Raw genomic sequence first — 12,062 nt, 5'->3', positions numbered from 1 at the left:
CCGCTGACGGAACCCTGACGCGCATGTGACGTTCGGTTCCGCCGGAGCGGCGCAAAACGCCGCTGGGGGCGGCGCTCTCCTTTTGACCCCGGGGGACCGAGGGCCTATATGGGGGGCGCATTTACGTGGGGCGATCCTTGATCCGGGCAATCCTTTCCTTTTTCGGCGGTATCTACTCGTTCGTGTTCATGGCGCTGATATTCGGCGCCATCACCGCGGGCGGGATGTTCTGGATGTATTCCCGCGATCTGCCCAGCTATGACCTGCTGGCGCAGTACACCCCGCCGACGATCAGCCGGATCTACAACGGCGAAGGCCAGATCATCGACGAATTCGCCCATGAGCGGCGGATCTACACCCCGATCCGGGACATTCCGCCGCTGGTCCGCGACGCCTTCATCTCGGCCGAGAACAAGAGCTTCTACACCGACCCGGGTTACGACGTGAAAGGCATCGTCGGCGCCATGGTCGATATCGTGGAATCGCGCGGCAAGCGCGTGCGCGGTGGCTCGACCATCACCCAGCAGGTGGCCAAGAACTTCCTGCTGTCGGGCAACAAGACGATCGAGCGGAAGGTGAAGGAGCTGATCCTCTCCTACCGCATGAGCCAGGCGTTCTCGAAGCAGCACATCCTTGAGCTCTACCTCAACGAGATCTACCTCGGCGCCAATTCCTACGGCGTCGCCGCCGCGGCCCAGACCTATTTCAACAAGACGCTGAGCCAGCTGACCCCGGCCGAGGCCGCCTATCTTGCGGGCCTGCCGAAGGAGCCGTCGAACCTCAACCCGGTGCGCGACCACGACGCCGCGGTGGCGCGGCGCAACTACGTGCTTGGGCAGATGTACCTCAACGGCTACCTGTCCAAGAAGACGGCGGACGATTCCGAGGCATCGCCGCTGCAGACGGTCCAGGGCGGCGACATCCCGGCCTTCCGCGAGAACCTGCCGCCGCGCAACTACTTCACCGACGAGATCCGGCGCGAGTTGTCGGATACCTTCGGCAGGCAGGAATTCTTCGGTGGCGGCCTGACGATCCGCGCCACGGTCGATCCCGAGATGCAGGCGGCGGCGGCGAAGGCGCTGCGCGAGGGCTTGGAGAAGTACGACCGCGGCACCGGCATCTACCGCGGCACGCACAAGACGATCCCCGAGGCCGACCTGAAATCCGAGACCAAGTGGCGCGCCGCGCTGGCTTCGACCGACGTGTCGCGCGACGTGCCGGGCTGGTACCCGGCGGTGGTGCTGTCGGTCGACAAGTCGCGCGCCGACCTGGGCATCGAGGGCGTGCCGACGAACGCTCCCGAGGGGCATGAGCTGACCGACAAGAACCTGACCTGGACGCGGCTTCTGCAGCGCGACGGCAAGCTGGTGCGCGCACGCAACGTGGGCGACCTGCTGAAGCCGGGCGAGGTGGTGCTGGTCAAGCGCATCGACGATTCGAAGGGCGAGTTCCAGCAATGGTCGCTGCGCCAGGTGCCGCGGATCGAAGGGGCCTTCATGGCGATGGACCCCAAGACCGGCCGGGTGCTGGCGATGCAGGGCGGGTTCTCGTACCAGCATTCGAGCTTCAACCGCGCGACCCAGGCCAACCGCCAGCCGGGATCCTCGTTCAAGCCGATCATCTACGGCGCCGCGCTCGACAGCGGTTTCACCCCGGCAACGATCGTGATCGACGCGCCGATCGAGGTGAACACGCCGCAGGGCCTGTGGCGCCCGAAGAACGCCGAGAACAAGTATTACGGGCCGACGCCGATGCGCACCGGCCTGATCCACTCGCGCAACCTGATGACGATCCGGATCGCCGAGCAGATCGGCATGGACACGGTTGCCAATTACGCCGAGCGCTTCGGGGTCTACGATCCGATGCACCACTTCCTGGCCAACGCCCTCGGCAGCCAGGTGACGACGCTGTTCAAGCTGATCGGCGCCTATTCGATGATCGCCAACGGCGGCGAGCGGGTGACGCCGTCGCTGGTGGACCGGGTGCAGGACCGCTTCGGCAATACCGTCTACCGGCATGACCAGCGGATCTGTACCGATTGTACCGACCCGAACCTGCCGCCGGGGCAGTCGCCGACGATCGAATCGAACCGGCAGCGGGTGCTCGACCCGATCGCGGATTATGAGCTGATCAACATGATGAAGGGCGTCGTGACCTCGGGCACTGCGGCCGGCCGGGTCAATCTGCCGGTGCCGGTGGCGGGGAAGACCGGCACCACGAACGATTCCAAGGACGTCTGGTTCATCGGCTTCACCACCAACATCGTGGCTGGCTGCTACATGGGCTATGACCAGCCCCGGTCGCTGGGCCGCGGCGCCTATGGCGGGTCGATGTGCGCGCCAGTGTTCAACGCCTTCATGCAGACCGCGGTGAAGAAATACGGCGGCACCCAGTTTCCGGTGCCTCCGGGCGGCCACTGGATGAACGTCAACCGCTACACCGGCCAGCCGGCGGGCCCGGGCGCCTCGGGCTCCGACGTGGTGCCGATCTACTTCCGCGACGGCGCCCAAGCGGGCATGGGCATGGGCGTGGTCGACGGCGGCTTTGCCATGGGCGCGAACCTGCCGCTCTTCGCGCAGGGCGAGAACGACACCCAGGGTGAGAGCGGGTCGACCACCGTGACCACCTCGTCGGGTCAGCAGAAGGTGCTGCCGGGCAAGGCGAACTTCGGCACCGTCAACTCGGGCGGGCTGTACTAGCGGCGCGTGACCTGCTGGTGCGCCAGGCGCACGCGGCTTCCTGGTGCGGCTGGCGGCGCGTGGCCTCCTCGTGCGCTGCGCTGCACCTCGGCCGATGCGGCGCCGGCGGCGCGGAAGAGGCTGCCCCACCTTGCCGCGCCCGCGTCTTGGCGTTATCACCGGGCCTCGCGCCGGGGCCCCATGCCCGCGGCGCCCGAGACACCACCGAAAGCCGGGAAGGGCCTGCCGATGCGCGCCGAAATCCAATCCATCGTCACCGAGGTCGAGAAGACGCTGGACCTGCTGGGCCGCCGCCTCGACATCGAGACGGCGCCGCACCGGCTCGAGGAATTCAACGCGCTGATCGAGGATGGCGATCTGTGGAACGATCCCGCCCGCGCGCAGAAGCTGATGCGCGAGCGTCAGGCGCTGATGGATGCGCTGGCCACCCATGACGAGATCCGCCGCGAGCTCAACGACAATGTAGACCTGATCGAGTTGGGCGAGGCAGAGGACGACCAGGAGGTCGTCAAGGAGGCCGAGGACGCGCTGCGCGCGCTCAAGGCCAAGGCCGCCGAGAAGGAGCTCGAGGCGCTCCTGGACGGCGAGGCGGATTCGAACGACACCTTCCTCGAGATCAACGCCGGCGCCGGCGGCACCGAGGCCTGCGACTGGGCGCAGATGCTGCAGCGGATGTATGTCCGCTGGGCGGAAAAGCGCGGCTACAAGGTGGAGCTTCAATCCGAGGAAGCGGGCGCCGAAGCCGGCATCAAGTCCTGCGCCTACAAGATTTCCGGCCACAACGCCTATGGCTGGCTGAAATCGGAATCGGGTGTGCACCGCCTCGTGCGCATCTCGCCCTTCGGCAAGGGCACGCGCGAAACCTCCTTCGCCTCCGTCTGGGTTTACCCCGTTGTCGACGAGAACATCGAGATCGAGGTGAACCCCTCCGACATCCGGATCGACACCTACCGCTCTTCGGGCGCCGGCGGCCAGCACGTCAACACCACCGACTCGGCCGTGCGGATCACCCACATGCCCACCGGCATCGTCGTGACCTCCTCGATGAAGTCGCAGCACCAGAACCGCGAGATCGCGATGAACGCGCTGAAATCGCGGCTCTACCAGATGGAGCTCGACAAGCGGAACGCCGCGATCAACGAGGCGCACGAGAACAAGGGGAGCGCGGGCTGGGGCAACCAGATCCGCAGCTACGTCCTCCAGCCCTACCAGATGGTCAAGGACTTGCGCACGAACCACGAGACCTCGGACACGCAGGGGGTTCTGGATGGCGCGCTCGATCCGTTCATGGCGGCGACGCTGGCGATGGACGTCTCGGGCAAGAGCCGCGCCGAGGCTCGGTCCGAGGGCTGAGGGCACCCCGACGCGAAGGGGGCGGACCGGCGACGCCCAGGGCCGGCGGCGCGCTCAGCCCTGCACCATCTGTGTCAGGTTCATGTAGTCGCGGAAGTGCGTGACCTTGCCGTCCGTCACCGTGATGAACCAGACATAGCCGATCTCGACCGGTGTCTCGTCGGGCAGGCGCCAGTGATGGCCCGTCGCTTCGCCGATCACCTCGTCGCCCGCGGTGCGTACCCGGATGTCGCGCATCTCGCCGAAGCGGATGAGGCCGGGCAGCTTCCCCATGTAGGCCGCGATCGCCGCCTTCCCCTCCACCCGTGTCGGCATGCCCTCGGGCGCGAAGGGGAATTCGTGCACGGCGTCGGGGGCGTAGATCTGCATCCAGCCGTCGATATCTCCGCGCCCGAGCGCCTCCATTGCGTCTTGCAGCCAGTCGGGAAGCTTGGTCGAATAGGTCATCGGGGTCTCCTGAGGGTTTCGGACTCATGGTCCATAATGGCAGATACATTTCGGACCATGAGTCCGCAAATCACGTTTCCCGGCGCGGCAGGCCCGCCGTGCCGCCTGCGCGCGTGCTGGAGGCCGCGGGGCGCCTGTTCGCCGCGGCAGACAACCCCGGCGCGGTGACGATGGAGGCCGTCGCCGCAGAGGCGGGGGTGGGCAAGGGCACGCTGTTTCGCGCCTTCGGCAGCCGCGAGGGCCTTCTGGACGCGCTATGGGCGGCCCGGCTCGAGGATCTGCGCTTCGCGGTGGAGGAGGGGGCGCCGCCGCTCGGCCCGCCTCCCGCCACGGAGGGCGCGCCCGATGACGCGCAGGAGGCGGCAGTTGCGCGCCTCGTGGCCTTCCTCGATGCGCTGCTGAGCTTCAAGCTCGAGAACCGGCAACTGATCCGCGCGCGCGAGGCGGGCGGCGGCGTGCTGCAAAGCGCGCATTACCGCTGGATGCACGGGGTCGTCCGCGACACCCTGCAGGCCGCGGCGCCGGCGATGGCCGGGCAGGGCGCGATCTACACGGCGCACACGCTTCTGGTCGCAGTGCATATCGACCTGATCGAGGCGCTCCTGGCCGATGGCCTGTCGCTCCCCGATCTGCGCCGCCTGCAGGCCGACCGCGTGCGCGGCACGATCCGTACCGCGCGCGGCGAAGCCTGACGCACGGCCGGGGCGGGGCCCCATGCCGCCCCGCCCACCGGGCGCGCGCGCCCCGGAACCAAGCCCATGCCCCCCTTTCATTGTTCCCCAAATACGCCCCCCCTCATCCTGCGCCGCCCGCCGGAGGGTTGCCCCGACGCATGCCCCCGCTTGCCGAATGCCGCGCCGTGATTTACCCTGATGTGAAAGGGAGGAGTGCATGACCGAACGACTGGCCTTCGCGCCCGCGTCGGACGTGCCCGTGGTCCGGCTGATCGGCGTTCACGACCTGACCTGGGCACTTCGCATGGGGTTCAAGGATTTTCTCGCGGCGCCGCGCTGCGGGCTGGGCGTCTCGGCGGTTTTCGTCGTCGGGGGCCTTGCCCTGATCTGGGTTCTGGCGCAGCTGGGGCAGCTCTGGCTTGCCGTACCGGCGGCCGCGGGCTTTCCCATCCTGGGCCCCTTCGCCGCGGTCGGCCTCTACGAAGTCAGCCGCCAGCGCGAGCGGGGACGTACGGCCGAGATGCCCGAGATCCTTGCCACGGTCTTCCGGCAGAAGGATCGTCAGATCCCGTCGATGGCGGCGGTGCTGGTGTTCTGCTTCCTGTTCTGGAACTTCCTCGCCCACATGATTTTTGCTTTGTTCTTGGGGGTTTCGGCGATGGTCAACGTCTCCTCGTCGTGGGAGGTGTTCCTGACCCCGAACGGCCTGACCATGATCGCGGTAGAACTGGCAGTCGGCGCGGTCTTCGCGGCCGTGCTCTTCTCGCTCAGCGTGATCAGCCTGCCGCTGCTGCTGGACCGCGAGGTGGATTTCGTCACCGCGATGGTGACCAGCCTGTCCTGCGTGGTGGCCAATCCGGGCACGCTGTTATCCTGGGGCGCGCTTTGCGCCGGGCTGCTCTTTCTGGGGATGATCCCGGGGTTCCTCGGGCTCTTCGTGGTGTTGCCGGTGCTGGGCCATGCCAGCTGGCACCTCTACCGCCGGGCGCTGGAACCCGACGCGCGCCCGATCAGGACGGCGCGCGCCACAGTGAGCGACGTGAGAGGCTGAGAAGGCCCGCCAGCGCCGCGGCCCCTGCGCCGAGGTAGAGCGCATGGTTGGCGCCCGCGATCCCGAACCATCCGAGCATCAGCGCGACCAGCGCCGCCCCGGTCGACTGCCCGGTCAGCCGGGCGGTACCCAGCATGCCGCTCGCCGCGCCCGAACGGTGGCGCGGCGCTGTGCCGACGATGGTGCGGTTGTTTGGCGCCTGGAACAGGCCGAACCCGGCCCCGGCAAGCGCCATCCGCCAGGCGATGTCCCAGATCGAGGGGTGCGCGGGCAGCAGCGCGAGCGCGATCATGCCCGCGGCCAGCATGGCCATGCCCGCGCCGCCGATCATGGCGGGAGAGCGGTTGTCCGACAGCCGGCCGGCGATCGGCGCCACGATCCCGGTGGCCAACGGCCAGGGCATCATCAGCGCGCCCACCATCGCGGGGGCAAAGCCCATATCGGTCTGGAACACGAAGGGCAGGGCCACGAAGGCCACCAGCTGCGTCGTGAAGGCCGAGACGGAGGCCGCCAGCGACAGCGAGAAGATCGGGATGCTGAGCAGGTCGAGCGGCAGGAGCGGATGGCTCGACCGCTTGTTGCGGCGCACCAGCAGCCAGAACCCAAGGGCGCAGAGGGCCGCCAACGGCACGATCTCGTACCACGCCAGGTCATGCCCTGACAGGTCGACGATGCTGATCGCAAGCCCCAGCGACAGCGCGCTGAGTACCGCGCTCTGCCAGTCGAACGGATGGCGGGCGCGGTCGGAATGGGGCAGGCTGCGCAGCCCCACGGCAATGGTCAGCAGGCCGAGCGGGATATTGATGGCAAAGAGCCAGGGCCAGCTCAGATGCGACAGCATGGCGCCGGCGAAGGCCGGGCCCGCGGTGGCCGCGACCGCGACGATCAGCGCGTTGTACCCCAGCGCGGTGCCGAACTTCGCCTTGGGCACGGTGTAGCGCAGCACGGCGGTGTTCACGCTCATCAGCCCCGCGGCGCCCAGGCCCTGCAGCACCCGCGCGATGGTCAGGGTGGTCAGCGAATCCGCCATGACGCAGCCGACCGAGGCGATGGTGAACAGCGTGATGCCGCCCAGATAGATCCGCCGGTAGCCGTAGATCTCGCCCAGCGATGCCAGCGGCATCAGCGTCATCACGATGGCCAGCTGGTAGCCGTTTACGATCCAGATCGAGATCGAGGGCTGGGCGTTGAACTGCTCGGCGATGGTGGGCAGGGCGACGTTGGCGATGGTGCCGTCCAGCACGGCCAGCGTGAGGCCCAGCATGATGGCGAGCCAGGCGAACTGGCGCCGGGGGCTTGGCAGGCCGTCTTCGTGCACGATCTGGTCTGCGCGGCTCGTGGTCGTGCGATCCCCGGCCGTCGGGGCCGCCTTGTCCTGAGTGTCGCGCATTTGCGCCCGTATCCCGTCTTTTCCTTTACCCGTGCAGTATCTAGCGCGGTGCGCGGTGTGTTCCAGCCCTTTCATGGGGCCCGGCGGCACGATCTTCCGGCGTCTTGGAAACCGCGGGCGCGGGGGCCTCACGCGGCTGTGGCGGCGGGTGATTGCCGATCCGCGACGCGGCAGTTGAATGGAGACGGGGCCCTCGTCTATGCCGGAGGGACAGGCTCGATTCTTGGGGAAGATTCATGGCTCGACAGGCTCCCGGCGCGGCGAATTTCGCCGTCGGCCCGGTATTGTTCGCGGCGCTCACCTTCGGTGCGGAACGCAGCACGGGGATAGAGCCCCATGCGGCGATTGCGCTGGCCGCCGTCTCGGGGGTGACCTTCATGCTGTTCATGGGCGTCTGGCGGCTGGTGCGCGGCGGCGGACGGGCGCAGCGGCGCTGGTAGTGTCTGACGGCGTTGGCCCGGCCCTCAGCGGGCCCAGGCCTTCGCCAGCGCATGGTACGAGGCCTTGGGTTGCCGTGCCTGGCTGTCGCGGTCGACGGCGACCAGGCCGAAGCGTTTGGCATATCCCAGCGCCCATTCGTAATTGTCCATCAGCGACCAGGTGAAATACCCCTTCACCGGCACGCCTTCGTCGGCGGCACGGCGGACCTCTGCCAGGTGTGCGGCGAGATAGGCGATGCGGTCGTCATCCTGCACACCGCTGGTCGAGGCCATGCCGTTTTCGGTGACGTAAAGCGGCAGCGCCCCGGTATAGTCGCGCGCCACACGGGCGAGGAAATCGTGCAGGCCCTCAGGGCAGATCTCCCACCCCATGTCCGTCTTGGGCAGGGGGCCGGGCACCTCGGCGTAGCCGGGCCAGGGGCCGGGGCGCGCTGCGATCCGCTTGCATGTGTAGTAGTTGAGGCCGAACCAGTCGAGCTTTTGCCCGATGGTGGTGAAATCCTCCTCCCAGCCCTGCGGCAGATGCGGGGCAAAGCCCTCCAGGACCTCGGCGGGATAGCCGCCGCGGGTCATGCCCTCGATGAAGAAGCGGTTGAAGATCGCATCGTAACGCCTTGACGCTGCTTCGTCTTCTGGGCTGTCGGTGGCGGGCAGGGCAAGCTCGAAATTGCACACGGCGCCAAGGTTTTCCATGCCCCGCGCGCGCATCGCCTGCAACGCGGTGCCATGGGCGAGGAGGACGTGGTGCATCGCCCGGGCGGTGGCGCGGATGTCGCGCAGGCCGGGGGCGTGGTGGCCCTCGAAATGGCTGAGCCAGCCGACGCACCAGGGCTCGTTGATCGGCGCGACCGACCACAGGCGGTCGCCGATCCGGGCGCAGAGCACGTCGGCGAATTCGGCGAACCACTTGGCGATGTCGCGATTGCGCCAGCCACCCAGATCGGCCAGCGGCGAGGGCAGTTCCCAGTGGTAGAGCGTGGCCGCAGGTTTCAGCCCGCGCGCCAGCATGCCGTCGACCAGCCGGTCGTAGAAGTCGAGACCCTCGGGATTCGGCGTTCCGCGCCCCTCGGGCAGGACCCGCGCCCAGGAGGTCGAGAAGCGGTAGACGTCCGCCCCCAGCCCCGCGACAAGGTCGAGATCCTCTTCCCAGCGGTGATAATGATCGCAGGCGACGGCGCCGTCCTCGGCCCCCGCCGTGTTGCCCGGGGTGGCGGCGAAATCGTCCCAGTGTGTGCGCCCGGCGCCGCCGAAGGCATGGCCCTCGATCTGGTAGGAGGAAGTCGCGGCACCGAACAGGAAACCATTAGGGAAATCTTGGCGTTGGGGGATCATCTTGAACCGATCTTCTGGGGGTTTCGCGGGGCGCAGGTGGTGCGGCCGACGATCAGCTCGGCCTCCAGCAGGCGGGTGAGCGGGCCGCTCTCGGGGCGGGCGATCAGCTGCAGCAACATCTCGGCCGCCAGCCGCCCGGCCAGCCGGACAGACGAGCGGGTCGCGGTGAACAGCGCCTCGCCCGCGGGGTCGCTGTTGCGAAAGTAGCTCAGGTCGTCGTCATGGATCACGATCGACACGTCGCGCCCCGTGACAAGGCCGCGTTCCTCGACCGCGCGGCGCACGCCAGTGCCGGAGATGATCGAGGAGACGAGGAAGGCGGTGGGCGGATCGGCCTCGTCCAGCATGGCGCGGGCGGCGCGGTAGCCGTTGGTCTCGGTCATCTCGTCCGAGGACATCAGCGCGGGGTCGGGCGCAACGTCGTGTGCCGCCAGCGCGACTGCGAAGCCCTCGCGCCGGCGGCGGGCGAAATCCAGCGTCTCGAGGCCGTTGACCAGCGCGATCCGGCGGTGGCCGAGGTCGCACAGGTGTCCTGCGGCCCGTTCGAAGGCGCGCCGGTTGTTCACGTCGACCCAGGAATAGGGCGCGGCCTCTCCGGTGGCGCGGCCATGCACGACGAAGGGCAGGCCCGAGGCGCGCAGCATCGCGATCCGCGCGTCGCCGCGCCCCGGCGAATGGACGATCACCCCGTCCACCGCGCGGCGGGAGCCGAGCTCGCGGTAGATCCGGGCCTGGTCGGCATCGGGGATCAGCGTCAGGTGCAGGTCATAGCCCGCCTTGCCATAGGCCTCGGAGGCGCCGGCGATGAAATCGGCGAACACCGGGTTCATGATCTCGTGGCTGGTCGAGACCGGAATCACGTGGCCGATCGCCATCGCCCGGCCCGTCGCCAGCGACCGGGCACGCAGATTGGGGCTGTAGTGATGCGCCTCTGCCGCGGCAAGGACGCGGCGGCGGGTGTCCTCGGACACTTCGGGATAGCCGTTCAAGGCCCGGCTGACGGTCGTCGGCGACAGCTCCAGTAGATCGGCCAGTTGTTTCAGATTCATTACTCAGGATCCGTCAAAGCGCTTTGACACGGGCGCTACCGCCGGGGGACGATAGTGTGACGATCACGGCGAAGTCAAAGGTCCGGCGGCGAAGTTTTCGGGCCAAGTGCCGGTAAAACTTTCGCGACCGCCGCGAAACGCCGGTTGCGGAATTGACCCGACACACGCGATAGGCGAGGCTGGAAAGCCAAAGCGCTTTGGGCAAAGATCCTGGCGGCTGGTGAAAGGGAGGAAAGCATGAAGAAGGTCTTGTATGCGGGCGCGATGGCGCTGGCCGTGGCAGGCATCGCCGGGGCGGCGAATGCCGCCGATCTGAAATACCCCGTGGGCAGCCAGCCCGACCGCTTCGACTGGCAAAGCTACAAGGACTTCGCGAAGGATCACGACCTCAAGGGTCAGTCGCTGACGATCACCGGTCCCTGGACCGGTGGCGACAAGGACCATGTGGAGATGATGCTGAACTACTTCCGCGAGGCGACGGGGGCGAAGGTCAGCTATTCCGGTTCGGAAAGCTTCGAGAGCGATATCGTGATCTCGGCCAAGGCCGGCACTGCGCCCAACGTCGCGGTATTTCCGCAGCCGGGTCTTGCCGCCGACATGGCGCGGCAGGGATACCTGACGCCGCTGCCCGATGCCGACACCGCCTGGCTGAAGAAGAACTACGCGGCCGGGCAGAGCTGGGCCGACCTGTCCACCCACAAGGGCAAGGACGGCAAGGACCACCTCTTCACCTTCCCCTACAAGGCCGACCTCAAGTCGATGGTCTGGTACGTGCCCGAGAATTTCCGCGAGATGGGCTACGAGGTGCCCAAGACCTTCGAGGACCTCAAGAAGCTGACCGAACAGATCGTCAAGGACGGCGGCACGCCCTGGTGCATCGGCCTGGGGTCGGGGGCCGCCACAGGCTGGCCCGCGACCGACTGGGTCGAGGATATCCTGCTGCGCCAGCAGCCGCCCTCGGTCTATGACGACTGGGTGACCAACAAGGTGAAGTTCACCGATCCCAAGATCGTCGAGGCGATCAAGACCTACGGCTGGTTCGCGAAGAACCCGAAGTTCGTGGCCGGTGGGCCGCAGGCGGCCGCCACGACCGACTTCCGCGACGCGCCCAAGGGGCTCTTCACCTATCCGCCCAAGTGCTACATGATGAAACAGGCCTCCTTCATCACCACCTTCTTTCCGAAGGGCACGAATGTCGGCAAGGATGTGAACTTCTTCTACTTCCCGCCCTATGGCGACAAGCCCGACCTCGGCAAGCCGGTCGAGGGGGCGGGGACGCTCTTTGGCATCACCAAGGACAACAAGGCGGCCGAGGTCTTCATCCAGTGGCTGAAGACGCCGATCGCGCAGGAGGTCTGGATGGCCGACGGCGGGTTCCTGACGCCTGACAAGCAGGTCAAGCCCGCGGCCTATGCCGACGACGTGCTGCGCCACGAGGGCAAGATCCTGACCGACGCCACCTCGTTCCGGTTCGACGCGTCGGACCAGATGCCGGGCGAGATCGGCACCGATGCGTTCTGGAAGGGCATGGTCGCCTTCACCACCGGCGACAAGTCCGCCGAGGAGGTCGCCAAGGACATCCAGGACCGCTGGAACGCCATCAAGTAAGCACTTGATCTTGCGGGCG

10 protein-coding genes are annotated in these 12,062 nt (G+C 67.6%); 6 read left to right on the top strand and 4 right to left on the bottom strand.

The window, feature by feature from the left end; all coding sequences use genetic code 11:
* Positions 1–137 precede the first annotated feature (137 nt).
* Both CVV76_RS10890 and prfB read left to right on the top strand, forming a co-directional pair.
* On the top strand, positions 138–2,699 hold the full coding sequence (locus CVV76_RS10890) for a penicillin-binding protein 1A (protein WP_102224663.1): 2,562 nt from the start codon (positions 138–140) through the stop codon (positions 2,697–2,699).
* A 228-nt stretch (positions 2,700–2,927) separates the two neighbouring features.
* The gene (gene prfB, locus CVV76_RS10885; RefSeq protein WP_102224662.1) at positions 2,928–4,052 is read left to right on the top strand and encodes a peptide chain release factor 2; all 1,125 of its coding nucleotides are present in this window, start codon (positions 2,928–2,930) and stop codon (positions 4,050–4,052) included.
* A 54-nt stretch (positions 4,053–4,106) separates the two neighbouring features.
* Here prfB and CVV76_RS10880 read toward each other — a convergent pair whose 3' ends face one another.
* Positions 4,107–4,499 (bottom strand): nuclear transport factor 2 family protein, encoded by a 393-nt coding sequence (locus CVV76_RS10880; protein WP_102224661.1) that lies wholly within the window; start codon positions 4,497–4,499, stop codon positions 4,107–4,109.
* Positions 4,500–4,597: 98 nt separating this feature from the next.
* Between CVV76_RS10880 and CVV76_RS10875 the strand changes: the two genes are divergently transcribed.
* Together CVV76_RS10875 and CVV76_RS10870 are read left to right on the top strand one after the other, a co-directional pair.
* Complete coding sequence (locus tag CVV76_RS10875; RefSeq protein ID WP_199178567.1) at positions 4,598–5,191, top strand: TetR/AcrR family transcriptional regulator; 594 nt, start codon at positions 4,598–4,600, stop codon at positions 5,189–5,191.
* A 199-nt stretch (positions 5,192–5,390) separates the two neighbouring features.
* Positions 5,391–6,224 carry a DUF2189 domain-containing protein gene (locus tag CVV76_RS10870; RefSeq protein WP_102224659.1) on the top strand — a complete coding sequence of 278 codons (834 nt, stop codon included), beginning with the start codon at positions 5,391–5,393 and terminating at the stop codon, positions 6,222–6,224.
* Here CVV76_RS10870 and CVV76_RS10865 read toward each other — a convergent pair.
* Positions 6,184–7,614: an MFS transporter gene (locus tag CVV76_RS10865; protein WP_199178566.1), complete on the bottom strand. Its 1,431-nt coding sequence runs from the start codon at positions 7,612–7,614 to the stop codon at positions 6,184–6,186. The two genes, CVV76_RS10870 and CVV76_RS10865, sit on opposite strands and share 41 nt — an antisense overlap.
* 236 nt (positions 7,615–7,850) lie before the next feature.
* On the opposite strand from CVV76_RS10865, the gene CVV76_RS10860 reads away from it, so the two are divergent.
* Entirely contained in the window at positions 7,851–8,054 is a 204-nt protein-coding gene (locus CVV76_RS10860) for a hypothetical protein (RefSeq protein WP_102224658.1), read from the top strand.
* Between the two features lie 24 nt (positions 8,055–8,078).
* Here CVV76_RS10860 and CVV76_RS10855 read toward each other — a convergent pair whose 3' ends face one another.
* A complete protein-coding gene (locus CVV76_RS10855) occupies positions 8,079–9,386 on the bottom strand; it encodes a GH1 family beta-glucosidase (protein ID WP_102224657.1) in 1,308 nt (435 codons plus the stop codon).
* Positions 9,383–10,435 (bottom strand): substrate-binding domain-containing protein, encoded by a 1,053-nt coding sequence (locus CVV76_RS10850; protein ID WP_102224656.1) that lies wholly within the window; start codon positions 10,433–10,435, stop codon positions 9,383–9,385. Before CVV76_RS10850 ends, CVV76_RS10855 begins: the two co-directional genes overlap by 4 nt.
* Before the next feature lie 237 nt (positions 10,436–10,672).
* On the opposite strand from CVV76_RS10850, the gene CVV76_RS10845 reads away from it, so the two are divergent.
* Complete coding sequence (locus CVV76_RS10845) at positions 10,673–12,043, top strand: ABC transporter substrate-binding protein (RefSeq protein ID WP_102224655.1); 1,371 nt, start codon at positions 10,673–10,675, stop codon at positions 12,041–12,043.
* Positions 12,044–12,062: the final 19 nt, after the last annotated feature.

Source organism: Acidimangrovimonas sediminis, assembly GCF_002871005.1.
GTDB classification, from domain to species: Bacteria; Pseudomonadota; Alphaproteobacteria; order Rhodobacterales; family Rhodobacteraceae; genus Acidimangrovimonas; species Acidimangrovimonas sediminis.
This window is presented reverse-complemented; position numbering and strand designations above follow the sequence as displayed.